The organism is Noviherbaspirillum aridicola, from assembly GCF_019656455.1.
GTDB classification, from domain to species: domain Bacteria; phylum Pseudomonadota; class Gammaproteobacteria; order Burkholderiales; family Burkholderiaceae_D; genus Noviherbaspirillum; species Noviherbaspirillum aridicola.
This window is the reverse complement of sequence record NZ_BPMK01000008.1, coordinates 205,050-231,965: the sequence shown is the minus strand read 5'-3', so window position 1 is coordinate 231,965 and position 26,916 is coordinate 205,050. Positions and strand designations below refer to the sequence as shown.

Annotated in this window: 24 protein-coding genes and 2 riboswitches; of the genes, 6 read left to right on the top strand and 18 right to left on the bottom strand. The window is 67.1% G+C overall.

What is annotated here, in order from left to right:
- From NCCP691_RS10925 to cobT, 14 genes are all read right to left on the bottom strand, one after another.
- Complete coding sequence (locus tag NCCP691_RS10925; RefSeq protein ID WP_220808303.1) at positions 1-588, bottom strand: MotA/TolQ/ExbB proton channel family protein; 588 nt, start codon at positions 586-588, stop codon at positions 1-3.
- Between the two features lie 17 nt (positions 589-605).
- A complete protein-coding gene (locus NCCP691_RS10920) occupies positions 606-2,072 on the bottom strand; it encodes a cobyric acid synthase (RefSeq protein WP_238482399.1) in 1,467 nt (488 codons plus the stop codon).
- Positions 2,069-2,959 (bottom strand): cobalamin-binding protein, encoded by an 891-nt coding sequence (locus NCCP691_RS10915; protein ID WP_220808302.1) that lies wholly within the window; start codon positions 2,957-2,959, stop codon positions 2,069-2,071. Before NCCP691_RS10915 ends, NCCP691_RS10920 begins: the two co-directional genes overlap by 4 nt.
- On the bottom strand, positions 2,956-3,954 hold the full coding sequence (gene cobD, locus NCCP691_RS10910; RefSeq protein WP_220808301.1) for a threonine-phosphate decarboxylase CobD: 999 nt from the start codon (positions 3,952-3,954) through the stop codon (positions 2,956-2,958). Before cobD ends, NCCP691_RS10915 begins: the two co-directional genes overlap by 4 nt.
- Positions 3,947-4,894, bottom strand: a complete 948-nt coding sequence (gene cbiB / locus NCCP691_RS10905) for an adenosylcobinamide-phosphate synthase CbiB (protein ID WP_220808300.1) — start codon at positions 4,892-4,894, stop codon at positions 3,947-3,949. Before cbiB ends, cobD begins: the two co-directional genes overlap by 8 nt.
- The gene (gene cobU, locus NCCP691_RS10900; protein ID WP_220808299.1) at positions 4,888-5,445 is read right to left on the bottom strand and encodes a bifunctional adenosylcobinamide kinase/adenosylcobinamide-phosphate guanylyltransferase; all 558 of its coding nucleotides are present in this window, start codon (positions 5,443-5,445) and stop codon (positions 4,888-4,890) included. Before cobU ends, cbiB begins: the two co-directional genes overlap by 7 nt.
- A complete protein-coding gene (locus NCCP691_RS10895; protein WP_220808298.1) occupies positions 5,442-6,746 on the bottom strand; it encodes a cobyrinic acid a,c-diamide synthase CobB in 1,305 nt (434 codons plus the stop codon). The genes cobU and NCCP691_RS10895 overlap by 4 nt, the downstream gene beginning before the upstream one ends.
- Positions 6,740-7,348: a cob(I)yrinic acid a,c-diamide adenosyltransferase gene (cobO, locus tag NCCP691_RS10890; RefSeq protein ID WP_220808297.1), complete on the bottom strand. Its 609-nt coding sequence runs from the start codon at positions 7,346-7,348 to the stop codon at positions 6,740-6,742. Before cobO ends, NCCP691_RS10895 begins: the two co-directional genes overlap by 7 nt.
- On the bottom strand, positions 7,341-8,114 hold the full coding sequence (locus NCCP691_RS10885) for an ABC transporter ATP-binding protein (protein WP_220808296.1): 774 nt from the start codon (positions 8,112-8,114) through the stop codon (positions 7,341-7,343). Before NCCP691_RS10885 ends, cobO begins: the two co-directional genes overlap by 8 nt.
- Before the next feature lie 4 nt (positions 8,115-8,118).
- Entirely contained in the window at positions 8,119-9,162 is a 1,044-nt protein-coding gene (locus tag NCCP691_RS10880) for a FecCD family ABC transporter permease (RefSeq protein ID WP_220808295.1), read from the bottom strand.
- Between the two features lie 14 nt (positions 9,163-9,176).
- The gene (locus NCCP691_RS10875; protein ID WP_220808294.1) at positions 9,177-11,033 is read right to left on the bottom strand and encodes a TonB-dependent receptor domain-containing protein; all 1,857 of its coding nucleotides are present in this window, start codon (positions 11,031-11,033) and stop codon (positions 9,177-9,179) included.
- Between the two features lie 135 nt (positions 11,034-11,168).
- A riboswitch (cobalamin riboswitch) is annotated at positions 11,169-11,412 on the bottom strand.
- Between the two features lie 35 nt (positions 11,413-11,447).
- Positions 11,448-12,008: a histidine phosphatase family protein gene (locus NCCP691_RS10870; protein ID WP_220808293.1), complete on the bottom strand. Its 561-nt coding sequence runs from the start codon at positions 12,006-12,008 to the stop codon at positions 11,448-11,450.
- Positions 12,009-12,011: 3 nt separating this feature from the next.
- Complete coding sequence (locus tag NCCP691_RS10865) at positions 12,012-12,791, bottom strand: adenosylcobinamide-GDP ribazoletransferase (protein ID WP_220808292.1); 780 nt, start codon at positions 12,789-12,791, stop codon at positions 12,012-12,014.
- Positions 12,792-12,793: 2 nt separating this feature from the next.
- Positions 12,794-13,828, bottom strand: a complete 1,035-nt coding sequence (cobT, locus tag NCCP691_RS10860; protein WP_220808325.1) for a nicotinate-nucleotide--dimethylbenzimidazole phosphoribosyltransferase — start codon at positions 13,826-13,828, stop codon at positions 12,794-12,796.
- A gap of 143 nt (positions 13,829-13,971) precedes the next feature.
- Here cobT and NCCP691_RS10855 point away from each other — a divergent pair, with 143 nt between their 5' ends.
- From NCCP691_RS10855 to NCCP691_RS10840, 4 genes are all read left to right on the top strand, one after another.
- Complete coding sequence (locus NCCP691_RS10855) at positions 13,972-14,856, top strand: alpha/beta hydrolase (protein WP_220808291.1); 885 nt, start codon at positions 13,972-13,974, stop codon at positions 14,854-14,856.
- A 153-nt stretch (positions 14,857-15,009) separates the two neighbouring features.
- The gene (locus NCCP691_RS10850; RefSeq protein WP_220808290.1) at positions 15,010-15,744 is read left to right on the top strand and encodes a protein phosphatase CheZ; all 735 of its coding nucleotides are present in this window, start codon (positions 15,010-15,012) and stop codon (positions 15,742-15,744) included.
- Entirely contained in the window at positions 15,744-17,609 is a 1,866-nt protein-coding gene (locus tag NCCP691_RS10845; protein ID WP_220808289.1) for a chemotaxis protein CheA, read from the top strand. Before NCCP691_RS10850 ends, NCCP691_RS10845 begins: the two co-directional genes overlap by 1 nt.
- A 242-nt stretch (positions 17,610-17,851) precedes the next feature.
- On the top strand, positions 17,852-18,775 hold the full coding sequence (locus NCCP691_RS10840) for a phage tail tip lysozyme (protein WP_220808288.1): 924 nt from the start codon (positions 17,852-17,854) through the stop codon (positions 18,773-18,775).
- A gap of 513 nt (positions 18,776-19,288) precedes the next feature.
- On the opposite strand, the gene NCCP691_RS10835 is transcribed toward NCCP691_RS10840, so the two are convergent.
- The gene (locus tag NCCP691_RS10835; RefSeq protein WP_220808287.1) at positions 19,289-19,933 is read right to left on the bottom strand and encodes a LysE family translocator; all 645 of its coding nucleotides are present in this window, start codon (positions 19,931-19,933) and stop codon (positions 19,289-19,291) included.
- A gap of 76 nt (positions 19,934-20,009) precedes the next feature.
- The gene (locus tag NCCP691_RS10830; RefSeq protein WP_220808286.1) at positions 20,010-21,011 is read right to left on the bottom strand and encodes a fumarylacetoacetate hydrolase family protein; all 1,002 of its coding nucleotides are present in this window, start codon (positions 21,009-21,011) and stop codon (positions 20,010-20,012) included.
- Positions 21,012-21,799: 788 nt separating this feature from the next.
- Between NCCP691_RS10830 and NCCP691_RS10825 the strand changes: the two genes are divergently transcribed.
- Entirely contained in the window at positions 21,800-23,437 is a 1,638-nt protein-coding gene (locus NCCP691_RS10825; RefSeq protein WP_220808285.1) for a hypothetical protein, read from the top strand.
- 136 nt (positions 23,438-23,573) lie between these two features.
- On the top strand, positions 23,574-24,932 hold the full coding sequence (locus NCCP691_RS10820) for a hypothetical protein (RefSeq protein WP_220808284.1): 1,359 nt from the start codon (positions 23,574-23,576) through the stop codon (positions 24,930-24,932).
- A gap of 180 nt (positions 24,933-25,112) precedes the next feature.
- Here the strand turns inward: NCCP691_RS10820 and NCCP691_RS10815 are convergent, their stop codons facing one another.
- Both NCCP691_RS10815 and NCCP691_RS10810 read right to left on the bottom strand, forming a co-directional pair.
- A complete protein-coding gene (locus NCCP691_RS10815) occupies positions 25,113-25,703 on the bottom strand; it encodes a TMEM165/GDT1 family protein (RefSeq protein ID WP_220808283.1) in 591 nt (196 codons plus the stop codon).
- A gap of 1 nt (position 25,704) precedes the next feature.
- Positions 25,705-25,892, bottom strand: a riboswitch (yybP-ykoY riboswitch).
- A gap of 44 nt (positions 25,893-25,936) precedes the next feature.
- Positions 25,937-26,878, bottom strand: a complete 942-nt coding sequence (locus NCCP691_RS10810; protein ID WP_220808282.1) for a CysB family HTH-type transcriptional regulator — start codon at positions 26,876-26,878, stop codon at positions 25,937-25,939.
- Between the last annotated feature and the right edge of the window lie 38 nt (positions 26,879-26,916).

Genomic DNA, 26,916 nt, shown 5'->3' with positions numbered 1-26,916 from the left:
TCACGCCTCCCGGGTCTCCGTGGCGGCGGCGCGTGCATAGAGCGTCTCGGCCGCATAGGCGATGTCGGTCATGTCGCTGCGCAGCCAGTGCTCGCGCACCAGCGACAGCAGGTAGGCGAGCACGCTGCACGCGAGGCCGACGACGGTGGCGGTGAAGGCGGTCACCATGTTGTGCGCCATGCGCGCGAGGTCGCCCTGGGCCAGCCCGGCAAGCGCGATGCCCATCGGGATCAGCGTGCCCATCAGTCCCAGCGCCGGGGCGATGCGGATCGCGCAGCGCACGCGGTCGAGCTGCCGCAGGCCGCGCGCCTCGGACTGCTGCACGATGCGTTCGAGCCGCGCCTCCAGCCCGGGCTGGTCTTCATGCGCGGCGAGCGAGGACAGCATCTCCGCCTCCGCCGATGCCGGCAGCGCCCGCACGCCGCGCCGGCGCTCGCGCCACTCCGCGCACAGCGCGCCGAGCGCGACGAGCTGCCACAGCGCGAGCCCGGCTACCGCCAGCAGCACGGGCAGGTAAAGCAGCGACGAAATCGAATACAGCAGTTGTTCGAGACCTTGCACGGCGACATCGGCATTGAGTGTGGGCATGGCAATCCTTGAAAAAGTCAGGTGCTGGCCGAAGGCAGCCGCAGCAGCGCATCGAACAGCGGTTGGGCGGCGTCGGCGATGCGGTCCAGGCTTTGCTCGCGCAGCGCGGCCGGGTCGACTGTGGTGTCGCTCTCCATGCCGGCCCAGCGCAGCAGCGCGGACAGCGCCTGCGGGTTGTCGAACAGGCCGTGCAGATAGGTGCCGAGCACTTGTTCGTCCTCGCTCCTGGCGCCTTCCGGCACGCCGGCGATATGAAAGGCGGGTCGCGCCATCGCCGGGCCGCGCGATACGCCCATGTGGATTTCATAGCCGCTCACCGCGGCGTCGGCGAACGCGCAGCGTCCCTGCACCTGCACCAGCCGCTTGTCGCGGGTGAGTTCGGTATCGATGTCGATCAGCCCGAATCCGTCCGACGTGCCGGGCGGGCCTTCCACTCCGTGCGGGTCGGCGACGCCGCGGCCGAGCATCTGAAAGCCGCCGCAGATGCCGATCACCCTGCCGCCATACCGCAGATGACGCCGCAGCGCCTGCGGCCAGCCCTGCTCCCGCAGCCAGGCGAGATCGCCGCGGGTGTTCTTGCTGCCGGGGAGGATGACGAGATCGGCCGGCGGTATCGGCTGGCCGGGGCCGATGAAGCGCAGGTCGACTTCCGGATGCGCGCGCAGCGCATCGAAGTCGGTGTGGTTGCTGATGCGCGGCAGTGCCGGCACGATCACGCGGAAGCGTCCGGCGCCGCTCTGCGCCGCTTGTATCGCGTCTTCCGCATCGAGGAACAGGCCGTGCATATAGGGCAGCACCGCCAGCACCGGCTTGCCGGTCTGCCGCTCCAGCCAGTCGAGCCCCGGCTCCAGCAGGCCGATGTCGCCACGGAAGCGGTTGATGACGAAGCCGACGATGCGCGCGCGTTCGCTCTCGGACAGGCAGGCCAGGGTGCCGACGATGTGAGCGAAGACGCCGCCACGGTCGATGTCGGCGACCAGGATGACCGGGCAGTCGACCGCTTCGGCGAAGCCCATGTTGGCGATGTCGCGGTCCCGCAGGTTGATCTCGGCGGGACTGCCGGCACCCTCGACCATCACATGGTCGTAGGCGCCGCGCAACCGGCTGTAGGACGCCAGCACCGCTTCCATTGCCACGGGCTTGTAGCGATGGTAGTCGCGGGCGTTCATGTCCGCACGTACCCTGCCGTGGATGATCACCTGCGCGCCGATGTCGCTGGAAGGCTTGAGCAGCACCGGGTTCATGTCGGTGTGCGGCGCGACGCGCGCGGCCTGCGCCTGCAGCGCCTGGGCGCGGCCGATCTCGCCGCCGTCCGCCGTCACCGCACTGTTGAGCGCCATGTTCTGCGGCTTGAAGGGCGCCACCTTCGCCCCCGTGCGCGCGAGCAGGCGGCACAGCGCGGCGACCACGGTGCTCTTGCCGGCGTCCGAGGTCGTGCCCTGCACCATCAGGGTATGAAAGGGCAGCTTCGGTGCGGCGTTCATCGGCCCTCCGTGCGGCGGCTGCGCGCCTCTTCCAGCCGTTCGCAGAGTTCGGCCGCGCCGTCGACGATGCGCGGTCCCGCGCGGTTCATCAGGTCGGCGCTGATGGCGAACAGGTTGCCGCGCCGGACCGCCAGCATGCCCGGATACTGCTTCCAGAAATCGATCCCGGTCGCCTGCGCCTGGTCGTCGCGGTCGCCGCTGACGATGGCTTCGGGGTTTTCCTGCAGCACGGATTCATGGCCGATGTTCGGCGCCGCCGCGGTCAGCCGGCCGAAGATGTTTTCACCGCCGCAGACGCGGATGGCGTCGCTGACGATGTGCCGGTCATTGAGGGTGTACAGCGGCTTGCTCCATACCTGGTAGAACACCCTCACCTGCGGCCGCCTGCTGTAGCGCTCCGTCAGCTGGTCGATGCGTTTTTGCAGGGCGGCGCCGGCGCGCTGCGCTTCCTGCTCGGTTCCCATCATGCGGCCGAGCTGCTGTATCGCGCGCGGCACGTCCTGGAGGCGGTGGGGATCGCTGTAGAAGAGCGGGATGCCGAGCTGGCGCAACTGCTCCATCTGCCGCATCGAGGTATTGTGCCGCCACACCACGAGCAGATCGGGCTTGAGGGCGAGCAGGCGCTCGATGTCCACCTGACGGTTGTCGCCGACACGCGGAATGTCGCGCGCCGCCGGCGGATAGTCGCTGTGCCTGACGGTGCCGACGATGCGCGAGGCGCCGCCGGCGGCGAACAGCAGTTCCGTCACATGTGGCGACAGCGATATCACGCGCTGCGCGGGCCGCGGCAGCACGACGGTGTCGCCGGCGTCGTCCTGCACGGTGATCGCGGCCTGCGCCGCGCCGGTCAGCAGGCAAAACAGGACTGGCAGTGCAAGCCGCTTCATCGTGTCTCCTTTCGCTGTGTCCAGTCCGCCAGCGCCCGCTCCAGGCGCTCCCAGCCCTGTTCGTCGCCGGGCAGTCCGAGCCGGATGCCGCGCCCGGCCTCGCCGAAGTAGCGCACCCAGATGCCGTGCCGGGCCATCAGCTCGCGGAAGGCTTCCGGCTGCGTCTCCGGCCACCAGCGGAACAGCGCGGTGCCGCTCGACCGGATGCCGTGACGGCCGAGCAATGCATGCAGGCGCTCGCCCTCGCCCAGCAGGCGCGAGCGCTCGGCCTGCTGCCAGGCGCGGTCGCCGAGCGCGGTAGTGCCGATGCGCTGCGCGGCGGCGGACACCGACCACGGCCCGAGGCAGTCTGCCAGGCGCGACAGCAGATCGGGGCGTGCCGCCACGAAGCCGAGCCGCAGTCCGGCCAGTCCGAAAAACTTGCCGACCGAGCGCAGCACGATCAGGCCTTCGCGCGCGGTTTCAGTAGCGACGCTCAGTTCGGGCGCGGTGTCGCCGAAGGCTTCATCGACCACCAGCCAGCCGCCGCGGCGCTGCAGCCGCGCATGCCATTCGAGCAGGGATGCCGGCGGCACGACCGCGCCGGTGGGATTGTTGGGGTTGATCACGACCATCACGTCGGCCATGTCCGCCTGGCGGGCGAGATCGTCGAATGCGACCTCATGCACGTCGTGCCCGGCGCTGCGCCAGGCATGGGCGTGTTCGGCATAGGACGGCGCCGACACCACGACGCGGCAGGCGGCGCGCATGCGCGGCAGGGCCTGGATCGCGGCCTGGGTACCGGCCACCGGCAGCACGGCCGGAGCACCGTAATACGCGCGCGCGGCGGCCGCCAGCGCCGGATCTTCCTCCGGCAGGCGGTGCCAGATGGCGGGATCGAGCGGCGGCGCCGGATACCAGCGCGGATTGATGCCGGTGGACAGGTCGAGCCATTCCGCGAGCGGCCGGCCGTGGCGGGCGGCCGCTTCCCGCAGTTTTCCGCCATGCTCAAGCATGCAGCGTCCTTTCGAAAATGATGGCGGCGAGCACGGTCAGCGCGAGCCAGAGCAGTGCGCCATGCGCGACCAGGCGCCAGGCGCGGGCGATGTCCGGCGCCGAGGCCGGTGCGCCGCCGCCGAGCGGCGGGCGCTGCTCCACCCTGCCCTCATACTGCGCGGCCCCGCCGAGCGCGACACCGAGCGAGCCGGCGCCCGCCGCCATCACCGGGCCGGCATTCGGACTCGGCCACGCAGCCGCCTGCGTCCGCCAGCATCGCCAGCCGCGACGGGGATCGCCGAGCAACAGGTAAGTCAGGGCGGTGAGACGCGCCGGCGCCAGGTTCAGCAGATCGTCGATGCGCGCGGCGGCCCAGCCGTACTGCAGAAAACGCGCATTGCGGTAGCCCCACATGGCGTCGAGCGTGTTGGCGAGGCGGAACAACAGGGCGCCGGGCCCGCCGGCGACCGCAAACCAGAACAGCGTGCCGAACACCGCGTCGTTGCCGTTCTCCAGCGTCGACTCCACCGCCGCCCTGGCGAGATCGTCGGCCGAGGCGGTGCCGGTATCGCGGCTGACGATGCGTGCGGTCAGGCCGCGCGCATCGTCGAGGCGGCCGGTAGCCAGTGCCGCCGCGATCGGCAGCACATGGTCGCGCAGGCTGCGCAGGCCAATGGAGAAATACAGCAGCAAGGCATGGACAGCGGCCGCCAGCCAGAGGTCGGCCGTGCTGCAGATCCACGCCGCCAGCGCGACCGGCGGCACGACCAGCAGCGCCCAGCCAAGCACACCGCGCAGTCTGCGCAGCCCGCCACGATTGAGCACGCGCTCGAGCGAGGATGCACAGTTGCCGAAACCCGCCAGCGGATGCCAGCGGCGAGGCTCGCCCAGCAGGGCATCGAGCAGCAGGCCCGCCGCCATCAGCCCCGCGAGCAGCGGCAGCGGGAGGCCGCTCAGCACGGCGGCCCCTTGAGCACCAGCGGCAGGCCGGCGGCGACGAAGACGACGCGGTCGCAGCGCTCGGCCAGGGCCTGGTTCAGGCGCCCCGCCTCATCCACGAACCAGCGCGAGACCGCGCCCATGGGCACGATGCCGAGACCGACTTCATTCGACACCAGCACCAGGTCGCCGCGCATGTCGTCCACCGCCTGCAGCAGCGCGGCGCGCTCGCGGGCAAAGCAGTCGGGCGGCTCTATGCGGCCGATCTCCGGGAAATCGTGCGCCCCGGCGAACAGCAGATTCGACAGCCATACGGTGAGGCAGTCGACCAGCACCAGCCTGCCGGCATCCTCCTCGCGCGCGATCGCGGCGCCGAGCGCGATCGGTTCTTCCACCGTTTGCCACTGCGGGTCGCGGCGCTGCCGGTGGCGTTCGATGCGCTCGGCCATCTCGCTGTCCTGCGCGCGCGCGGTGGCGATGCATGCGACCGTCTGCCCCGACTGCGCCGCCAGCCGCTCGGCGAACAGGCTCTTGCCGGAGCGCGCCCCGCCCAGCACCAGTGTGCGCGTCATGCGGGACTCCGTCCGAGAAAGATATCGGCCACCGCCTGCGGGCAGGACGGGAAGTACGCGTGAAAGTAGGAAGCGGTCAGCGAGCCGCTGCGATAAATCGCTTCGCCCTCGGTACCCGATGGGTGCCGCACCGCTCGCGCCGACGGCGCCGGCCCGTCCTCCAGCCGCGAATAGTGGAATGCATGCCCGCGCAGCACACCGTGCCGTGTCTGCCAGCCCTGCATGCCGAGCGCGGCCAGGCGCTGCTGCATCACCGCCCTGCCGGGCAACAGCCCAGCCATGTCCCATCGCGTGCCGTCCACGGCCGTGATGGAATCGGTCAGCGCCATCATCCCGCCGCATTCGGCCAGCACCGGCAGCCGCGCCTGGAGGGCGGACGTCAGCGACGCGCGCCATGCCAATGCAGAGGCCAGCGCCTCGCCATGCAGTTCAGGATAGCCGCCCGGCAGGAACACCGCGTCAGCCTCCGCCGGCACCGGCTCATCGGCGAGCGGAGAAAAGAAAACCAGCTCTGCCCCGAGCGTGCGCAGGCAATCGAGATTGGCCGGATAGATGAAGGCGAAGGCCGCATCGCGGGCGACGGCAATCGTCTTGCCGGCGAGCGTCGCTTCCTGTGGCGGCTGCGCGGATTGCCGGAAGGACGCCAGGGGCAGCGCGTTCCATGTCGCCTCGTCGAGTGCCAGTTCATCGGCCAGCCGGTCGAGCAGGCTGTCGAGATACTCGACCTCGTCCGGCTGCACCAGTCCGAGATGGCGCTCCGGCAGGGCCGACGGCTGGCGCCCGAGGCTGCCGAGCAGCGGCACCTCGCGCAGCGCGCCGACGACCATCTCGGCGTGGCGCTGGCTGGCTACGCGGTTGGCGATCACGCCCGCCAGATGCACCGGCCCGTAATCGCGCAGGCCGAGCACGATCGCACCCGCCGTCTGCGCCATCGCCGAGGCATCGATCACCGCCAGCACCGGCAGCCCGAAATGCCGCGCGAGGTCGGCCGAGGACGGCTCGCCGTCGTACAGCCCCATCACGCCTTCGATCAGGATGACGTCGGCGTCGGATGCTGCGTCGGCCAGCTGGCGCCGGCAGTCTTCCTCGCCCACCATCCACAGGTCCAGCGACTGCACCGGCGCGCCGCTGGCGCGGGCCAGCAGCATCGGGTCGAGGAAGTCGGGGCCGGTCTTGAATACCCGAACCCGCTGCCCGGTCCGGCTCAGCTTGCGCGCCAGCGCGGCGGTGACGCTGGTCTTGCCCTGGCCCGACGCGGTCGCCGACACGAGTACGGCACGCGCCGCCGGCGCACTCACCACTCCACTCCCGGCTGCGCGGCGATGCCGGCGGCGAAGGCGTGCCTGACGAGCTGCATCTCGGTGACGGTGTCGGCCGCCTCGATCAGCTCCGGCGGGGCGGCGCGGCCGGTGACGACCACATGCTGCATCGGCGGGCGGGCGCGCAGATCGGCGATCACCTGCTGCACATTGAGATAGCGGTACTTGAGCGCGATATTGAGCTCGTCCAGCACCACCAGCCCGACCGAGGCGTCGGCGAGAAAGCCGCGCGCCTTATCCCATGCGCGCTGCGCGGCTGCGATGTCGCGTTCCCGGTCCTGGGTCTCCCAGGTGTAGCCTTCGCCCATCGCATGGAAGCTGACCTCGTCGGGAAAACGCCGCAGGAAGAGTTCCTCTCCGGTCGGTTTCGCGCCCTTGATGAACTGCACCACGCCGACCTTCATGCCATGACCGAGCGCGCGGATGGCCATGCCGAAGGCGCTGGAACTCTTGCCCTTGCCATTGCCGGTATTGACCAGCAACACGCCGGCGTCGCGCCGGGCCGAGGCGATCTTCTGGTCGACGACTTCCTTCTTGCGCTGCATGCGCGCGCGGTGCCGCTCGTTGATGTCCTGCTCATCCATGACGCCTGTCCTCCTCCGGAATGAATATGGTCCTGCCCTTGTGCCGCACCGCCTCGACCGGATAGCCGAGGCACTCGCCGAGCAGCGCGGGCTGCATGCTTTGCGCCACGGTGCCGGCATGCCAGCGGCCGTCGCCCATCAGCAGCAGCGCATGCGTCGCCACCTCGTGCGCGAGGCTGAGATCGTGGCTCACGATCACGATCGACCGGCCCTCGGCGGTGAGGCGCGACAGCAGCCGCATCATGCCGACCTGATGCGCGAGGTCGAGCGCGCTCGCCGGCTCGTCGAGCAGCAGCAGCGGCGTGTCCTGTGCCAGCGTGGCGGCGATCGCCACGCGCTGCCGTTCGCCGCCCGACAGACTGCGCACGTCGCGCATCGCCAGGTGGTCGGCGTCGAGCAGGCGCAGCGCGTCATGCGCAGCCTGACGGTCGGCATCGGCATCCCAGTAGCTGCCCTCCTGGCACGGGTGGCGGGCCGCCAGCACGGTATCGAGCGCGCGGTAGCCGAAGGCATCGTTGCGGCCCTGCGGCAGATAGGCGCGGCGCCGCGCCAGGGCGGTCAACGGCCATCCCCGCAGCGCCTGCCCGTCCATCGTCACGACGCCGGCATCCGGCTCGCGCAGACCGGCGAGCGTGCGCAGCAGCGTGCTCTTGCCGGCGCCGTTGCGTCCGATGATGCACCAGCACTCGCCCGGCCCCGTTTCCCAGTTCAGGTTGTCGATCAGCACGCGCTTGCCGGCGCGCAGGGACAGATGTTCGGTTCGCATCGGCTTATCTCCTGTGCAGCTGATGCAGTTGAACGAGGAATACCGGCACGCCGATGATTGCCGTGATGACGCCGACCGGCAGCTGCTGCGGCGCGATCACGGTACGCGCCAGCGTGTCGGCCAGCACCAGGAAGGCGCCGCCGGCCAGCGTCGCGGCCGGCAGCAGCAGCCGATGGTCCGGCCCCCAGGCGAAGCGGCAGGCATGCGGCACGATGAGGCCGACGAAGCCGATGCTGCCGGCGGTACTGACCGCGCTCGCCGTCAGCAGCGCGGAAGAAATGAACAAGCCCTTGCGCAGCGCGCTGACCCTGACGCCGAAAGCCGCCGCGTTATCGGCATGCATGGCGAGGATATTGATCGAGCGCGCCGCCCGCAGCACGTAGACGAGTGCCCCGCCCCAGACCAGCCACGGCAGGATGCCCGGCTGCGCGCTCGACAGATCGCCGATCAGCCAGAACACCATGCCGCGCAGGCGGTTGTCGGGCGCCACCGACAGCATCAGCGTCACCAGCGCGCCGCAACCGGAAGCCACGACGACGCCGGTCAGCAGCAGCAGCGGCGCGCTGCCCTCGGCGCTGGCGGTTCCGCGCAAATCGCGGTAAGCGAGCAGAAACAGCAGCAGCGCCACCCCGATGGCGCCGCCGAAGGCAGCGGCATCGACCATCCAGCCGATGCCGAAGAAAAGAATGGCCGCCAGCGCACCGACGGCGGCACCGCCGGACACCCCCAGCACATAGGGGTCCGCAAGCGGATTGCGCAGCAGCGCCTGCATCATCACCCCGGCCAGCGCGAGCGCGGCGCCGGTGACGAAGGCGGCGAGTGCGCGCCCGAGCCGCAGTTCCAGCAGCGTGGCGGCGAGCGTGCCGCGCTCGCCGCGGGCGAGTTCGCCGAGCGCGGCAAACAGCTCGCCCGGCGACAACGGCACCGAGCCGATGGCGCAGGCGAGCAGGATGCTTACGCAGGACGCGGCCGCCAGCACGAGCAGCACGATCAACGCCGTGCGGCGCTCGTGGCGCACGAACCTGACAGCGGGCGCGTGGGCGGCCATGCTACGGATCCCGCTTAGCGGGCGCCGTAGCGCACGCCGACGAAGAAGCTGGAGCCGGCGGTGTTGTAGTTGCGGGCAAGTTCATAGTCCTTGTCGAAGACATTGTTCCAGCGGCCGAACAGCGACCATTCCTTGGTCAGTGCGTAGGTCGCGTGCAGGTTCAGGAGGCCGTAGCCGCCGAGCTGGTTGCGATTGGCGGCGTCGTCGTAGCGGTCGCCGGAGAAGATCACTTCCGCGCCTGTCGTTAGCGGACCGGCGCCGTAATCGATACCGAGTGTGCCATGCTTTCTGGCGCGGCGCGCCAGGCGGTTGCCGGTGGTTTCGTCACGCGGATCGAGGAAGTCCAGGGTGCCGCTCAGGCGGAAATTGCCGAGGGCCGCGCCGGCACCGAGCGACACGCCCTCCAGCACGGCACGGTTGACGTTGTACGCGCAGCCGAACGGGAAGCTGGCCGGCGTGACGGGGCAGGTGCGCGTGCTGACGAGCAGATCGCTCAGACGATTGCGGAAGTAAGTGGCATTCAGGCGGTACTTGCCGTCGTCGTAATGCACGCCTGCCTCGGTGTTCCGGCCTTTCTCGGGCTGGTTGGTCGGCACGCCGTAACCGGGGAAGTAAAGCTCGTTGAAGGTCGGCGCGCGGAAGCTGGTGCCCATGCTGGCGCTGGCGCGCCATGCGCGGTTGAACTTGTAGCCATAGGAGAGGCTGCCGGTGGTATGCGAGCCGAACTGCGAGTTGTCATCGTTGCGCACGCTGGCGGCAGCCAGGTGGGCGCCGCGCCGCAGCTGATAGGCGAGCGCAATGGCATTGTTGCTTCGATCACGGGACACCGCCGCTTCCGACGACTCGACTTCTTCTTCCCGTCGCTCGGCGATCACCTGCAGCACGTCGGTACCGAACAGCGTGAAATTATTCTGCCAGCTCAGAGTGTCCTGCACGGTATCGTAGGAGGTGCGGCCGAACACGGCATCGCTGTCGCTCGTGTCATAGGATCGGCCGAATTGCACCGTGCTGTGCCAGTTTGGCAGGATGCGATTCTTCAGGAACATGCCGTAGGCGGCGACCTTGCTGTCGCTGCGATCGTCATAGGTCCGCCCGCTGTCGAAGCGCGATTCCAGACGGTTGTGAAGGAAGGTGGCCCCAAGTTCATGACCAGCCGACAGCTCGTAGGAAAGACGACCGCTCGCGCTCTTGCTGTCGTAGCCGTCCCGGTCCGGGTTATAGGACGAAGCCCGGGGCTTGAGCGCGGAAAAGCTGTCCGACTCCTCGTGCGCCGCCCTCAATGCGTAGCGCCAGCCCCCGGCGCCGCCCGAGATGCCCGCCTCCACATTGCGCGTGTCCCAGCTGCCGAATCCCGCTGATGCGCTCAGTGCGGGCGGGCCCTCGCCCTGCCTGGTGAAGATCTGGATCACGCCGCCCACCGCGTCCGCGCCGTACATCGTGCTCAACGGTCCGTACACCACTTCCACGCGGTCGATCTGCGACAGCGGGATGGCGTTCCAGCTGGCGCCGCCGCTGGTTGCCGAGCCGATGCGTACGCCGTCGACCAGCACCACTGTCTGGCGGTTGTCGGCGCCACGGATCAATACCGAGGACTGGGTCCCCGGCCCGCCGTTGCGCACGATCTCCAGTCCGCGCTGCCGCTGCAGCACATCGACCAGCGAGGTGCCGCCCGAGCGCGCGATCTCTTCGCTGGAGATCACGAGATTGTCGTTGAGCACTTCGGTGGCCAGCTGGGGTACGCGGTTGGCGGTGACCACCACCGGCTCGAGCGGCTTGTCCTGCGCGAAGGCGTTGAACGAGAAGACTGCGGCGAGTGCGGCAGACAGCGGAGCGCGTACCGGACGGAAGCGCCGTGAAACAGAGAAAGTCATGTTGAATATCCGAGAAAACGCCACCGGCCCGCTTCCCCGCAAGCCGGATGAACGGAAGCGCACGCACGGATATATCGACGGAAAAAGATGCGGCCGGGAAGCCGAACGATTCGCGCCGCGAACATCCCCGTCCGCGCACTTCCACCTGTCCTGGCCGGTATCCGGGCTATCAAGTCGGACGGTTCACCTTCCCATGCAGACTGCACAGTGGTATCAGAACCGCCTGTCATCGACCGCTTCGCGGTGATGACGCTTGCTTACCGTTGCGGGGGCAGCACACGTTTTGCGCCCAGGGCGCCGCAGCCTGGGGCTGCATCGTGTTTCCCGTTTAACCGCCCTCATGAACATGCGGGCGGGCACCAGAACGGCCGCTATTGTAAGGCTTGCAGGGTAGCCGGACAACAAGCAATCGGTTCAGGCCTTGTCCAGATCAAGCATCTGCACTTCGCCGTAGGCAATGCGGTGCGGCGTGCGCGCCGCTTCCAGCGCGATGTCGGCGACGGACCGCCCCGGTTTCCAACGCGTGAGCAGACGTATCGTCCCGGCGTGGCAGATGACTGCCGCCTCACCCCTGCGCCGTCGCAGGTCCTCGCAGAACGAGACGACCCGGGCAGCAACGTCGCGCACGGAGTCGCCGCCGCCGGGCCGGTAGTCGAGCAGGTCGGCATTCCAGGCATCGACCTCGGCCTGCGGAATGTCGTCCCAGCGCTGCATTTCCCAGGTGCCGAACGCCATCTCGCGCAGCCGGCCGTCCAGTGTCGGCGGCGCTGATTTCAGTGCGGCGGCGAGCGCGGCAGCGAGGTCGGCGCAACGTTTCATGGGACTGGAAAAGACCGGGAGGCCGCCGGGCAGACGAGGCAGCAGCCGCGCGAGCAATTCACGCTGGCGCGACGCGGGGACGGACAGGTCCGTGCCGCCGTAGCACACGCCTTCCAGGCCCTCGGGCGCCGCGTGCCGGACGAGGTGGAGCCGCATGTCTCAGGCCGCCATCGCCAGCAGCGCGAGGTAAATGGCCGCCTCGCCCGCCTGCTGTACCGCGCCCAGGCAATCCCCGGTGTAGCCGCCGATGCGGCGTACGAACCTGCGTGCGAGCCAGACGCTGATCAAGGTCAGCGCGGCGAGCGCAACAGCCAGCGCGGCCCATGTCAGCAGTCCGAGCCAGGTCATGAGCAGCGCCGGCGCCGCCACGCTCACCACCCCAACCAAAAACTCCCCCCCCGACATCTTCTGCGCCAGCGGCTTCGCCTTGCCCTCGCCCTTCACATAGTCCAGCTTCCAGATCAGCGCCGCCGACGCCAGCCGCGACGCGGGATGCGCCAGCAGCAGCGCGGGCGCGACCAGGGCCGGGGGGAGCAACGACAGGGTCGTGCACTTGAGCGCGAGCAGCAGGCCGATGCCCACCGCGCCGTAAGTCCCGATGCGCGAGTCTGTCATGATCTCCATCACCCGCTGCGGCGTCATGCCGCCACCCATGCCGTCGCAGGTGTCGGCGAAGCCGTCTTCATGGAAGGCGCCGGTGACCCAGATGCCGGCGACGACCGACAGCAGCACCGCGACCGGCTGCGGCCAGAGCATCGCGCACAGCAGATAGGTCAGCGCGACGATGCCGCCCACCACCACCCCGACCGCCGGAAAATACCGGCTCGACTGCTGCAGCCACGCCATCTCGAAGCCGACCCAGCGCGGCACCGGCAGGCGGGTGAAGAACTGCAGCGCGATGAAGAACAGGCGCAGCTGGCGCACGGCGGCGGCGATCATGTTCAGCGTTCCTGGTCGCTGACGCCGGCCGAGTCGAAGGTCGCCATCCCGCACAGGAAGCCGGCGGCCGCCTGCACCAGCGGGAGCGCGAGCGCGCAGCCGCTGCCCTCGCCCAGCCGCAGCCCGAGCTGCAGCAGCGGCGACGCGCCGAGATGCGACAGCATCAGCGCATGGCCGCGCTCGTTGGAACAATGTGAGAACACGCAATAGTCGGTGAGCGCCGGCGCCATCCGCGCCGCCGCCAGCAGCGCGGCGGTGACGATGAAGCCGTCGACCAGGATCAGCTTGCGCCGTGCGGCGGCGCCGAGCATGGCGCCGGCCATCATCGCGATTTCATAGCCGCCGAACGCGGCCAGTATCTGCAGCGGCGTGTCCGCATCCGCGTGCCGCCGCAACGCCTGCGCGATCACCCGCTGCTTGTGCGCGATGCCTTCCGGCGGCATGCCGGCGCCGGCGCCCACGCAGTCTTCCAGCGGCAGGCCGGTCAGCCGGTGCATCAGCGCGGCCGCCGAGGTGGTATTGCCGATGCCCATCTCGCCGAAACCGATCAGGTTGCCGGGCATGGACGCCGCCAGGTCGGCGCCCGCTTCCATCGCCCGGGCGCAGGCCTCGACGCTCATCGCCGGTTCATGCAGGAAGTTGCGGGTGCCGTAGCCCTGCTTGCGGTCGAGCAGCCGCTCGCGCGGACCGAAATCATGATTGACCCCGGCATCCACCACGTGCAGCGCGCAGCCGTTCTGGGCGGCGAAGACATTGATGGCCGCGCCGCCGGCAAGGAAGTTCTCCACCATCTGCCAGGTCACGCTTTGCGGAAAGGGAGAGATTTTTTCCTCGGTCACGCCATGATCGCCGGCGAACACCAGGATCGACGGCTCGCGCAGTTGAGGACGCACGGACTGCTGCACCAGGCCGATCTGCTTCGCCAGGGACTCGAGGCGGCCGAGGCTGCCGCGCGGCTTGGTCTTGTTGTCGATGGCGGCGTCGAGGCGGGCGGCGAGCGCGGCATCGGCGACCGGCGGTATGGACGGGATCTGCATCATGGACTGTCGGTGACGGGAGAAGCGCTGCAGTGTATGCGCCCCCTTGCAAACCCGTCAAATCGCTCTCCGGGTTTTCCACGAGCCGGCGGCCGCCCGGAATGGCAGTACACTTGCGGCTTTTCACCGCCGCCAACGCTGTCATGAAGAATCCCGCCGAATACTACAGCCAGCAGTACAACGCCCGCGCCGCCATCCCCGACCATCCGTACATCTTCACCCGCTGGGTGAAGGAATCGGCGCAGGTGCGCCGTTCGCGCGCCGGCCTGTACGACCTCGCCTATGGCGAAGCGGCCGGCGAGCGTCTCGACTTCTTCCCGGCCAGCCGCGGCGACGCGCCGCTGCTGGTGTTCATCCACGGCGGCTGGTGGCGTTCGCTCGACAAGTCCGATTTTTCCTTCGTCGCGCCGGGCTTCGTGCGCGCCGGCTTCAACGTCGCTCTCACCAACTACACCCTCGCGCCCGAAGCATCCATCGCGGAGATCGTGCGCCAGCAGCTGCGCGCGCTGGCCTGGCTCTACCGCAACGCGGAGAAGTATGATTTCGACCCGGACCGCATCGTGGTGGCCGGGCATTCGGCGGGCGCCCACCTTGCCTCGATGATGATGGCCGCCCACTGGCAGGTATACGGCGACGACCTGCCGGCCGACCTGGTCAAGGGCGGCATCCTGATGTCCGGCATCTATGACCTGGAGCCGGTGCGCCATGCGCAGTTCGTCAACGTCGACCTCGGGCTGGCCGAGGAGGACATCGCCCCGCTGTCGCCGGCATTCATGCCCCGGCCGCATCCGGCCCCCTTCCTCACGGCGGTCGGCGAACAGGAGTCGGATGAATTCCAGCGCCAGCGCCGCCTGATCGCGGATCACTGGAAGGACGGACACCAGCGCGCCGTCCCCCTGCCCGGCCACAACCACCTCACCATCTGCGACGCCTTCGCCGACCCCGGCCATGCGCTGCACCAGGCCGCGCTCGCGCTGCTCGACACTGTCAAACAGGCAAGGGTTCCGGACGCCGCGCCGCGCGACTGAGGTTTTACCGCATCGGCGGTCAACTTTATGATGTTTCCGTGTTGCAAGGATAAAACCGCTGGCTGATAATCGAGTTCGAATCCGCGCGCGCCGCATCGCGCCATTGCGCGCGATGTAAGCATAAAGCCGACACCACCATTAGGAAGCACCGACATGAGCGACGCAGCAGACGACCTGGACCTGGAAGCATTGTTTGACGAAGTGGCCGCGCAGCGCGCCGAAACCGTCGCCGAACCGGTCGCCAGCGATGCCCCGGCTGAAGCCGATGCCGGCGGCGAGGAGCAGGCGGATGGCACGATGTACGAGCGCCTGGGGGGCATCGTGCGCATGCTGCACGACTCGCTGCGCCAGCTCGGCTACGACCGCTCGCTGTCCGACGTCGCCAGCCAGATCACCGATGCGCAGGGCCGGCTCGAGCATATCGCCAGCCTGACCGAGCAGGCCGCCAACAAGGTGCTCAACACCGTCGACACCAGCATCCCGGAGCAGGAAGCCCTGGCAAAGAAGGCGCAGGAAATGCACGCGCGCTGGGACGACCTGTTCGCCGGCAGGCTGAGCGTCGAGCAGTTCAAGGCCCTGGCCGGCGACTCGAAACAGTTCGCCGCCACCGTCAGCGAAGCCACCGACGCCGAAAAGGCCCGCCTGCTCGACATCATGATGGCGCAGGACTTCCAGGACATCACCGGCCAGCTGATCAAGAAGATCGTCTCCATCACCAGCAAGGCGGAGCAGGAACTGGCGCAGCTGTTGCGCGACAACGCGCCGCCGGAAGTGAAAGCCGCGATGGCGGAAAACAAGCCCGTCGACCTGATGTCCGGACCCGCCGCCCCGGGCGCCGCGATGGGACAGGACGACGTTGACAGCCTGCTGGCCGACCTGGGGTTCTGATGGACGACATGCTCAAGGAATTCGTCGTCGAGGCGCTCGACCTCGCGACGAACGTGGAAGAACACCTGCTGTCGCTGGAGCGTCGCCCGGACGACACCGACGCGCTCAACGCGCTGTTCCGTTCCTTCCATACGATCAAGGGCGGCGCCGGTTTCATGAACCTGCCGGCCATCGTGTCCGCCTGCCACCTGACCGAAAACCTGTTCGACGGCCTGCGCACCGGCAAGGTGCCGGTCACGCCGACCGCGATTGAAGCCGGCCTGCAGGCCAGCGGCTTCGTGGCCGACCAGCTCGGTCAGCTCGCCAACGGCATGGCGCCGGAAAGCCTGGCGGCGATGCCGGCCTCGCTGGAGGAATTGCTGCGCCAGGCGATCGAGGGCGCGCCTGCCCCTGCTCCGGCCGCGGTGGCGGCGCCTGCCGCGCCGACAGCGGCGGCCACGCCCGCCGAAGCGACCGCGCCGGCGCCAGCCGCATCGGCCGACGGTATCGACTGGGTGGCGCTCTATCACGCGGTGGTCCCCGCCGGGACCGCCGTCGGGACGCCGGCGACGGCACCCGAGGCCGTCGCACCCGCGCCCGCATCCGCGGCGCCGGTCGCGCCGGCACCTGCCGCGGCGACGCCCATCGCCAAAGCCGCCGACGAACACGCGGCGCGTCCCATCGTCGCCCCGGTCAAGGAAGACAGCATCCGCATCGATTCGGCCAAGCTCGACGCCCTGCTCGAAGTCGCCGGCGAATCGGTGCAGGCCGCCAACCAGGCCGCGGTGCTCGTCGAGAAGCTCAGCCAGTTCAAGTTCGAGGGCCAGGCGGCGGTGCTGATGACCACGCTGCAGGAAACCCTGGCGCGCGCCTCGCGCTATTCCACCGAGCTGCAGCGCGCCACCCTGTCGACCCGCATGCAGCCGGTCGGCCGCCTGTTCCAGAAATTTCCGCGCCTGGTGCGGGAACTGGCGCGCGACCTCGGCAAGGATGTCGACCTGGTGATCGAGGGCGCCGAGACCGAAGTGGACCGCGTGGTGGTCGACAGCCTGTACGACCCGCTGGTGCACATGCTGCGCAACTCGCTCGACCACGGCATCGAAAACGCCGAGGAACGCGCGGCCACCGACAAGCCGGCCAAGGCGACCATCCTGCTCAAGGCCTGGCAGGAAGGCAGCAGCGTGATGATCGAAGTCTCCGACGACGGCCGCGGCATGGACGCCGCCAGGCTGCGCAGCAAGGCCATCGCCAAGGGCCTGATCACCGAGCACATGGCGCAGTCGAATGAAGAAGCGCTGCAGCTGATTTTCCTGCCCGGCTTCTCGACCAAGGAAGTCGCCTCCAGCGTCTCGGGACGCGGCGTCGGCATGGACGTGGTCAAGACCGCGGTCGAGAAGCACCGCGGCGCGATCCGCACCGAATCCACCCTGGGCAAGGGCACGACCTTCACCATCCGCCTGCCGATCGAGCTTTCGATCGTGCCAACAATGTTGGTACGCACCGCCGGCGCGCCGCTGGCCATGCCGATGGCGGTGGTGGAGCGCGTGGTCGAGCTGCCCGAGGATTTCGACGCGGTGGGCGGCGCCCCCGTGATGCGCGACCAGGGCCGCCCGCTCGCGGTGCGTTCGCTGGCCGCCGTGCTCGGCTATGAGCCCTGCCGCGAAAAGGTCGGCGTCGTCATCGCCGCCCCGCAGCCCTACATCCTCGCGGTGGAAGCCGTGGACGGCACCGCCGACCTGGTGATCAAGCCGCTGACCGCGATGGCCGTCCCCGGCATCAACGGCACCGCCCGCTCCGCCGAAGGCGAACTGGTGCTGGTCATCAGCCTGGCCTTCCTGCTCGACGGCTGCAAGAGCACCGAGCTGCCGACCAGGCTGGCCGCCTGAACCCTCCCGCCGTCGCGCAAGGCCCGGACTGGTTCCGGGCTTTTTTTATTGCCCGCGCGGAATGGCGCAGACGCGGTCATGCTTCGATCCTGCCCGCCCGAGTGATCAACCGCTCTTGCCCTCCGCACGAACCTGCGGCGATAAGCGCATGCCATGGAACAGATGACGGGATTTAGATCACTCATTCGCAGCGATCGGGTAAACCGTGGTCATTTTTCCAACCTCGGTCAACGGAGGAAAACTTGAGCGGGCCAACACAACTGCCCGGGGCCAGCACCTGGGCCTCCAACATGCGAACCTGGGTGGAGCAGAATCGCACCGTCAATCCGGACTATGCGGGGAGCAGTGGTGTGCGCGACGCGATTACCGCACAGGCGAAGGTGGTCGGCGTGGATCCCGGGGCGATCCTCGATGCCCCGTCGTCCCCCGGTTCCTCCAGCGGGACGTCGGGCGGCGGCACGGGTGGCGGCGGCACGGGTAGCGGCGGGGCCGGCAACCCGCCCGGCTCCAAGACGAATAATGCGCCCTCGGGCGTGTCCGGCCCCGGCGGCGGTCCGAATACGGGCAACAAGCCCGGAACCACCCCGCCTGCTCCCTCGAAGGAAGGATACGGCGACTTCAGCGGCACCGCGCCGAACGGCCGCCCCTCCGCCGACGAATCGGCAGACTTCGCCAAGCGGCTGGCGAATCACCTCAAGAAGAAATACGGACTGACGGATGAGCAAGTCGCCGGTATTTTCGCCAACCTGATGATCGAAAGCCGGTTCAAGGTCAATATCCGCGAAGGCGGCGGGCAATGGGGCGGCGACCTCAGCATCACCGGCGGCAACGGCCTCGCCCAGTGGACCGGCATGGCGCAGAACGGACCGAGCAAGGAGCGCGGTCTCCTGTTCAAGGAGTTCTGCGAAGCCAACGGCCTGGACCCCAACAGCGAACTGGCCAACGTCATGTTCCTCGACCACGAGCTGCAGGGAACGCATAGTCACGTCATCGACGCGATCAAGAAGGCCGGATCGGCACAGGAGTCGATGATGATCTTCGGCAAGCAGTTTGAAAACCCGTCGCAGCCGCACTGGGAGGTGCGCTCCACATTCATCGATGCCTCCCTCGAACTCATTACCGGGCGAGGAGATGAAAACTTCAAGCGGCTGACGGAGAACATCTGACAGAGCACCAATGTGGAAACATCGGCTCAACGATCCGTCAACGCATACGATCGATGCGTCGGCGCAGGGCAAGACGCACCCGGCGAGCCCGGCAGGCTCCCGCTGTCGCTGCGGCGCGGTCCGCTGGCTACGGCTCGCGTAGCGCCGGCGCAGGCTGTTCGCCGGTGCCGATAGCGACGTCCATGCCCCAATGCTTACACGCCGTGGACGACCTCACCGGCATGCCCCTGTTCCCCCTGCTCCCCCTGTTCCCCACACACATATAAATTATCAAAATTCCATTTTTTCCCGGGACCGCCTCCCTCGCTTTTGCGACACATCATTACAAACCCCGCAACGGTCAAGGAACCGTGAATATTGAGAGGCAAGGCCGGGCCGGGAAGGAGAGTTCTCGGCCGAAGAGCTCGCGCAACTTCGGAAGGATCTGGGCATAACGGCATAGCAGGACTACGGGCAGCGGCGTGGTCGGCCGGCCGCCCGCTACCCGACTCGTCCGCGAGGCGAGACCATGTCCTATTTCCCCCGCCCGCCCGCCGTTGCAGTGAATATCCCCAGCCCGATGAACGCGCCGGCGGTGACGTAGCGGCCTGCGGACGCCGCCCCGCTCATCCGCGACAGCAGCGGCGCAAGCATGCTCGCCGCCATCACGTAGACGGTATCGGTGATGCAGGCGATCACGACGAACACCGCGCCGAGCGCGATGCTCTGCAGCGGCGCCGATGCCGAGGGGTCCATGAACTGCGGCAGGAAGGCGGCGAAGAAGATCGCCGTCTTCGGATTGAGCAGCGCCACGAAAAAGCCGTCGCGGAAGATGCGGCGCAGCGAGGCGTCGCCGAAGCGCGCTTCGGCCGGGGCCGCGTCGCGCGCGCGCAATGCCCGGATGCCGAGCCAGACGAGGTAGGCGGCGCCCGCATATTTGACCAGCGTGAACGCGAGCGACGATACCGCGAACAGCGCGGCCAGCCCGAGCGCCGCGCCGGTGGCATTGCCGAGGTTGCCGAGCGCGACGCCGGCGGTCGAGGCCAGCCCCGCTCCCCTGCCCTGCGCCAGCGTGCGCGTGATGATGTAGACCACCGCCGGCCCGGGCGTGACGGCCAGCGCCACGCTGGCCGCGAAAAACGCGACCATCAGCGGCCAGGAGGGAAACAGCATGTCCATCGCGCTTTCCTTGTCTCGATGAAGTATACGGAACAGGCCCGCCGGTCGCGGCCCGCCGGCGGCGCGCGCCGCCTGCCTAGGCTTGCGGCCTGGCTGCGCCGGGCTGCGCCACCTGCTGATTGATGGCACCGAAGATCGACTTGCCGTTCGCATCCAGCATCTCGATGCGGATGGTGTCGCCGAACTTCATGAACGGGGTTTTCGGCTCGCCGCCCTCGATCATTTCCAGGCAACGCTTTTCGGCGATGCAGGTATAGCCCTTCTTGCTGTCCTTGTTGGACACCGTGCCGGAGCCGATGATCGAGCCGGCGCGCGCATTGCGGGTCCTGGCCAGGTGCGCGATCAGCTGCGGGAAGCTGAACACCATGTCCACGCCGGCATTCGGCTGGCCGACGAGGGCGCCGTTCCAGGTCGCGCGCAGCGGCAGGTGCACCTTGCCCTCCTGCCAGGCATCGCCCAGCTCGTCCGGCGTCACCGCGACCGGCGAGAAGCTCGACGCCGGCTTGGACTGGAAGAAGCCGAAGCCCTTGGCCAGCTCGGCGGGGATCAGATTGCGCAGCGAGACATCGTTGACCAGCATCAGCAGCTTGATGTGAGCCAGCGCCTGCTGCGCCGGCGTACCCATCGGCACGTCGTCGGTGATCACCGCCACTTCGCCCTCGAAGTCGATGCCCCACTCTTCCGAGCCGAGCACGATGTCGTCGGTCGGACCGATGAAGTCGTCGCCGCCGCCCTGGTACATCAGCGGGTCATGCCAGAAAGACTCCGGCATCTCCGCGTCGCGCGCGCGACGCACGAGTTCCACGTGATTCACATAAGCCGAGCCGTCCGCCCACTGATAGGCGCGCGGCAGCGGCGCCATGCAGCGTTTCGGATCGAAGTCGAACGCGCGCGGCGCGCGTCCTGCATTGAGCTGCTGGTAAAGCTCGTCGAGCTGCGGCGCGATGAAATTCCAGTCGTCCAGCGCGCGCTGCATGGTGAGTGCGATGCCGTCGGCGAGGTGAGCGCTCTTCAGGTCGCGCGACACGACGGCAAGCTGGCCGTCGCGGGTGCCGTCTTTGAGGGTGGCGAGTTTCATGTCTTCCTGTGGTTCTTGTCGTGGAAATGGACGTCCGCGATTCGACGCCCGCGCTAGTCTACCTCGCGCCACGCCGGACCGTGAAGACGGCCGCCGGAACGCCCCGGCGGATGCGGGCGCGGGCCGTGGCACGGAGGAACTGACATGGTCAATTTGCTACTCATTCAATACATGGCCGCAATGCGGCCGTGGGTCGGCATGCGGTGTCATACCAGGCACGAGGTGGGTCGGGGCGCCGGATTGCATCGAAAGGACGATGTTCGGGCGAGTCCCGTCAAACCGAAGCAAACGGAGAAGTAACGGAATCCATGGCAACTGTCAGCGACGCGCACAAGCATGCCTTGCATCGCTGGAAGCGCGTGAATGGAGCCGATTCCGGCCGGGGCGTGGCTTGAATACCTGAGCAAGTACATATTTTTGGAACGACGACATCGCCTCGCAGGATCTCGATGTGCAAAGGAAGATGTTCGGGCTGACAAAATGAAGCCATAGGGAGCACGAAATGGGCGGACGGTACATGGAAGGGCGAGAGCTTCCCGATCGCGCGATCCGGGGGAGATATCCGCGCGGTGACGGGCGTGCGCCCGCCCGCCCCCCCTTCGAGGGAAATCAGGAATACGGGTGATCAGACGCCATGGTCTGCCTGTCCGGGATGCTCCGGCATGCCCGATCCGCTCGTCCGGCCGTGAGTCGCCGGACCGCGGCCGGCGGACCGGGAACGGGCGGATCCCGATGCTGCATCGAACGGCGGACTATGTGCTCCACGATATACAGGAAAGGAAAGCATCATGGCAATCAACACTGATCTGAAGGCGATCTGGAATGTGTGGAAGGACCTGCATTCCAATTCCACCGACCCGAATGTCAAGCAGCTCGCACTGGCGAACCTCCAGGCGATGGACATCATCGACGACGGCCAGAAGAACAACTCGGTCGACAGTTCCATGAAGATCTGGGACATACAGGATCCGGGACAGGGCACGAACAACACACCGGGAGGCAGCAACGGGTCCCCCGACACCAACACGACATTCAAGAACCTGTGGAGCCAGCTGCCCAAGGACGTACAGGAGGCTGTAAAGAAGAAGTTCGCCGGCGACGACGGCGAATTCACGGACGCAGAAAAGACGAAGGCGATCGAGTACATGCATACCCACGCATGGAACGACGCGATCGTTTCCCCCGGCGATATCGAAAGGCTGAGAAAGGATCTGGGCCTGAAGATCCCGGACCAGGCCGAGGTCAACAAGAACTTCGACCAGATCATGAGCCAGGTGCCGGCCCCCCTGAAGAACAAATTGACGACGAACTTCGCCGGCCCGGACGGCACTTTCTCCGACGAAGAAAAAGGCCGCGTGGTCGAGTTCGTCAATTCCAAGGGTGGAACCGATGGGCTCAGCCAGGGCGAGATCGAAACCGTGTTCAATGAGGTCGACAGTTACAGCCGCAACCTCGAACAGATCAACGGCTGGCTCGTGCAGCTGCCCCAGGATCTCAAGGTCAAGCTGACGGAGAAGCTCGCTGGTCCCGACATGAACTGGAGCCAGGAGGAAGTGAATGCGGCCCATGAGTACTTCAAGTCGAAGACCAGCGGCGGAAACTTCCTCACGCCGGCCGACGTGGACGCGCTGCGAAAAGACATGGGTCTCGAGAAATCGCAACTGAGCACGCAGGACGTCAACACCTATTTCACTAGCTGGATGAGCGGGCTTCCCGAGGACGTGAAGAAGAAACTGACGGAGAAGTTCGCCGGTGAAGACGGCCAGTTCGACGATGAAGAGAAGCGCAAGGCCGTCGAATACCTGGGACCGATCAACAACTGGCTGCCGACCTTCACCCAACTCGGGCCACTGAAGTCGGAGCTGGGCATGAACGCCAAGGTCAACCTCGAAAGCGAGGAGACGGTTAACACCACGTTTGAAGTCTGGTGGAGATTCCTGCCACCCGATGCGCAGAGAAAACTCACGGAGAAGTACGCGGGCCCGGACAAGCAGTTCGACACCGCCGAGAAGAAGCGAATGCTTGAATACATCGATTCCGTGGGCGACTTGCACACCCTCGATCCGCGGACCGTGGAGGCCATACGGGAAGACCAGGGCATCAAGGGATCGGGATTGACCAAGGACGAGGTTGACAAGCTCTTCAAGCAATGGATGGATCAGCTGCCCGAGGATGTGAGGAACAAGCTCAAGCAGAAATTCGGCGGACTCGACGGCGAGCTGTCGGACGCCGAGAAGTCGGAGGTGGTTGAGTTCATCGCAGTGCTCGCGGGCTGGGATGACAAGATCCTCGCGACCGAACTGCCTGGAATCCAGCTACTGCTCGGCCTGGGTGGCGCGGGCGGTACGGGTGGAACGGGTACCGGTGGATCGGGTGGTACGGGGACGGGCGGATCGGGTGGTACGGGCACGGGTGGCACCGCCTAGCCGTGATGCCTGAGTGGTGGATCGCGCTCCGACCGCCGATCGTCGACATCTCACCACTCGTCCCTGTTTTGCGCGCCACTTCCTGACCGACAGGCATGGTAGCCGCGGCGCGGCCAGGAATTATCAGGAGAACACGATGCAAGTCAACAATGAGTCGATCAGGCAGATATGGAACGCGTGGAAGCAGGTGTATGACAATTCGTCCGACCCGGTGCAAAAGAAGGTCGCGCTGGATAACCTCAGGGCGCTCGACCTGGCGGATGACGGACAGAAGAATAACTCGGTGGACAGCTCAATGAAGGTCTGGGATATACAAGATCCGTCGGTCCCGAAGAACAACACGCCCGCACCTGGTGGTTCGACACCCATAACCGGTGGTTCGACACCCACAACCGGTGGTTCGACGCCCACAACCGGTGGTTCGACGCCCACAACCGGTGGTTCGACGCCCACAACTGGTGGTTCGACGCCCACAACCGGTGGTTCGACGCCCACAACTGGTGGTTCGACGCCCACAACCGGTGGTTCAACACCCACGCCCGGTAGTTCGACGCCCACAACCGGTGGTTCAACGCCCGCACCCGGTGGTTCGACGCCCGCACCCGGTGGTTCAACGCCCGCACCCGGTGGTTCAACGCCCGCACCCGGTGGTTCGACGCCGAAGTCAGGCAAGTCATTCGATGAGTGGTGGAGCCAGCTGCCCGTCGACATCAGGAACAAGCTCGGGGAGAAATTCGGCGGCCCTGACAGAATCTACTCCGAGGAGGAGAAGAAGCAGATCGTGCAATACCTGGAAACGAATGCCGGACCGGACGGCGTCGTCTCCGCGGGGGACATCGAGCGCATGCGGAAATCGCTGGGCAACACGAACCGCGACTTGTCCTTGTGGGATCCGATGCCCGATGACGTCAAGAACAAGCTCAAGGAGAAGTACGCCGGCAGCGATGGCATCTTCTCGGACGATGAATGGCGTCAGCTCAACGACTACATCAAGTCCAAACTCTCGACCACCTATGGTGTCACCCCGGACGACATCGACAAGATTAGCAAGGATCTGGATGCGGCCGGCTTCGACGGCCTTCCCCCGCCCCCGCCGAAGTCCGGCAAGTCATTCGATGAGTGGTGGAACCAGCTGCCCGACGACATCAGGAACAAGCTCAAGGAGAAATACGCCGGCTCTGATGCCGTCTTCTCGGAGGACGAAAAGAAACTGGTCGTGGAATACATGGAGAAGAACGCCGGACCGGACGGCGTCGTCTCCGCGGGGGACATCGAGCGCATGCGGAAATCGCTGGGTAACACGAACCGCGACTTGTCCTTGTGGGATCCGATGCCCGATGACGTCAAGAACAAGCTCAAGGAGAAGTACGCCGGCAGCGATGGCATCTTCTCGGACGATGAATGGCGTCAGCTCAACGACTACATCAAGTCCAAACTCTCGACCACCTATGGTGTCACCCCGGACGACATCGACAAGATCAGGAAAGACCTGTAGTCGCCGGACGACGGTGAATCGGATGGGACGGCCGGCTCCGCACAGGCGCGGCGCCGAGGGACGAGCGGCTGAACCGACAGCAAGTGGTACTGGTGCGGGGCCGATGGCCGCTGCCGGCAAGACCTCCGGCAGCGTCACGAGCCACGCCGGAGCGCGGGCCGGCGGCACCGCGCGATGGGGCTACGCGCCGCCGAGACGCAACAGGTCCCCGAGCGCCCCGCCAGCCAGCGTCACCACCCCCAGCACCGCGAAGATCGCCGCCGCGATCCCGTGCACCAGCCGCAGCGACACCACGCGCATGATGCGCTCGCCGAGGAAGACCGCCGGTACGTTTGCGATCATCATGCCCAGCGTGGTGCCGGCCACCACCGCATAGAAGCCGGAGAATTTGGCGGCCAGCGCGATCGTCGCCACCTGCGTCTTGTCCCCCATCTCGGCGAGAAAGAAGGCGATCACCGTGGTGGCGAACACGCCGAGCCTGGCCGGCTTCGCGTCCACGTCGTCGATCTTGTCGGGTATCAGGGTCCACACCGCCATCGCGAGGAAGGACAGGCCGAGTATCCAGCGCAGCGCATCCGGCCCGAGGAATTCGGTCAGCCAGCTGCCGACGGCGCCGGCAAATGCGTGATTGAACAGGGTGGCGACGAGAATGCCGAGGATGATCGGCAGCGGTCGGCGGAACTTGGCGGCGAGCAGCAGCGACAGCAGCTGGGTCTTGTCACCCATTTCAGCGAGGGCGACGATGCCGGTGGAGATGAGGAAGGCTTCCATGAATGATCCCGGGCCGGAGAACGGACGATTGACCACACGCCTCTCCGGCCCATTGCTGGAGGCGCGCAGTCAATGGTCTCGCCAGGCCCGATGCTGCCTGCGCCATGTCCGCAAAAGGACAAGTCTGTTGACGCAAGCCCCTCTCGCGGATACGGCTTCGGAGGGCGGCTACTCCCCAATGACGGGCGCCATTCTACCCGCAAACCGGGGTTACAAGGAAGCAAAAACGGCCGTCACAGCTCGTACATTTCCTTCTCGCCGTTCATCACCTGCTCGACCAGCTTGCGGGTGAGCGTGGGCGAGATCAGTTCGATGAAGCTGTATACATAGCCGCGCAAATAGGCGCCCTGCTTGAGGGCCACGCGGGAGACGTTGGTGCCGAACAGGTGGCCGACCGGGATCGCGCGCAGGCCCTTGTCGCGGTCGGCGTCATAGGCCATGCCGGCGATGATGCCCACGCCCATGCCCAGTTCGACATAGGTCTTGATGACGTCGGCGTCGATCGCCTCGAGCAGCACGTCGGGCTTCAGGTCGCGCAGCTGGAACGCGTGGTCGATCTTGGCGCGTCCGGTGAAGGCGCTGTCGTAGGTGATCAGCGGGTAGGCGGCGATCGCTTCCAGCGTCAGCGGCGTGATGCGCGTGAGCGGATGGTCGTGCGGCACCACCACCACATGTTCCCACTGATAGCAGGGCAGGCTGATCAGACCGTCGATGCTCGCGATCGCCTCGGTGGCGATCGCCATGTCGGCCTGGTCCTTGAGCACCATCTCCGCCACCTGCTTGGGATTGCCTTGCAAAAGCGACAACCTGACCTTCGGGTAACGCTGGGCGAAGGCCTGCACCACCCTCGGCAGCGCATAACGGGCCTGGGTGTGGGTGGTGGCGATGGTGAAGCTGCCGCTGTCCTGGGCGGCGAATTCCTTGCCGATGCGCTTGAGGCCGTCGATCTCCTGCATGATCAGCTCGACCGAGCGCAGCACCGCCCTGCCCGGCTCGGTCAGTCCGCGGATGCGCTTGCCGTGGCGGGTGAAGATGTCCACCCCCAGCTCCTCTTCCAGCTCGATGATCGCCTTCGACACGCCGGGCTGCGACGTGTAGAGCGCCTTCGCCGCCTCGGTCAGATTGAAGTTCTGGCGCACGGCTTCACGCACGAAGCGCAGTTGGTGGAGGTTCATCCTTGTCTGTCCTGCAATGTTTTTTCCGCGCTTGCATA

Excerpts from the sequence above, each read along its gene's own strand:
- NCCP691_RS10925 (WP_220808303.1), bottom strand. The coding sequence starts at position 588 with ATGCCCACACTCAATGCCGATGTCGCCGTGCAAGGTCTCGAACAACTG.
- NCCP691_RS10920 (WP_238482399.1), bottom strand. The coding sequence starts at position 2,072 with ATGAACGCCGCACCGAAGCTGCCCTTTCATACCCTGATGGTGCAGGGC.
- NCCP691_RS10915 (WP_220808302.1), bottom strand. The coding sequence starts at position 2,959 with ATGAAGCGGCTTGCACTGCCAGTCCTGTTTTGCCTGCTGACCGGCGCG.
- cobD (WP_220808301.1), bottom strand. The coding sequence starts at position 3,954 with ATGCTTGAGCATGGCGGAAAACTGCGGGAAGCGGCCGCCCGCCACGGC.
- cobU (WP_220808299.1), bottom strand. The coding sequence starts at position 5,445 with ATGACGCGCACACTGGTGCTGGGCGGGGCGCGCTCCGGCAAGAGCCTG.
- cobO (WP_220808297.1), bottom strand. The coding sequence starts at position 7,348 with ATGGATGAGCAGGACATCAACGAGCGGCACCGCGCGCGCATGCAGCGC.
- NCCP691_RS10885 (WP_220808296.1), bottom strand. The coding sequence starts at position 8,114 with ATGCGAACCGAACATCTGTCCCTGCGCGCCGGCAAGCGCGTGCTGATC.
- NCCP691_RS10880 (WP_220808295.1), bottom strand. The coding sequence starts at position 9,162 with ATGGCCGCCCACGCGCCCGCTGTCAGGTTCGTGCGCCACGAGCGCCGC.
- NCCP691_RS10875 (WP_220808294.1), bottom strand. The coding sequence starts at position 11,033 with ATGACTTTCTCTGTTTCACGGCGCTTCCGTCCGGTACGCGCTCCGCTG.
- NCCP691_RS10870 (WP_220808293.1), bottom strand. The coding sequence starts at position 12,008 with ATGCGGCTCCACCTCGTCCGGCACGCGGCGCCCGAGGGCCTGGAAGGC.
- NCCP691_RS10865 (WP_220808292.1), bottom strand. The coding sequence starts at position 12,791 with ATGATCGCCGCCGCCGTGCGCCAGCTGCGCCTGTTCTTCATCGCGCTG.
- cobT (WP_220808325.1), bottom strand. The coding sequence starts at position 13,828 with ATGCAGATCCCGTCCATACCGCCGGTCGCCGATGCCGCGCTCGCCGCC.
- NCCP691_RS10855 (WP_220808291.1), top strand. The coding sequence starts at position 13,972 with ATGAAGAATCCCGCCGAATACTACAGCCAGCAGTACAACGCCCGCGCC.
- NCCP691_RS10850 (WP_220808290.1), top strand. The coding sequence starts at position 15,010 with ATGAGCGACGCAGCAGACGACCTGGACCTGGAAGCATTGTTTGACGAA.
- NCCP691_RS10845 (WP_220808289.1), top strand. The coding sequence starts at position 15,744 with ATGGACGACATGCTCAAGGAATTCGTCGTCGAGGCGCTCGACCTCGCG.
- NCCP691_RS10835 (WP_220808287.1), bottom strand. The coding sequence starts at position 19,933 with ATGGACATGCTGTTTCCCTCCTGGCCGCTGATGGTCGCGTTTTTCGCG.
- NCCP691_RS10830 (WP_220808286.1), bottom strand. The coding sequence starts at position 21,011 with ATGAAACTCGCCACCCTCAAAGACGGCACCCGCGACGGCCAGCTTGCC.
- NCCP691_RS10825 (WP_220808285.1), top strand. The coding sequence starts at position 21,800 with ATGGCAATCAACACTGATCTGAAGGCGATCTGGAATGTGTGGAAGGAC.
- NCCP691_RS10820 (WP_220808284.1), top strand. The coding sequence starts at position 23,574 with ATGCAAGTCAACAATGAGTCGATCAGGCAGATATGGAACGCGTGGAAG.
- NCCP691_RS10815 (WP_220808283.1), bottom strand. The coding sequence starts at position 25,703 with ATGGAAGCCTTCCTCATCTCCACCGGCATCGTCGCCCTCGCTGAAATG.
- NCCP691_RS10810 (WP_220808282.1), bottom strand. The coding sequence starts at position 26,878 with ATGAACCTCCACCAACTGCGCTTCGTGCGTGAAGCCGTGCGCCAGAAC.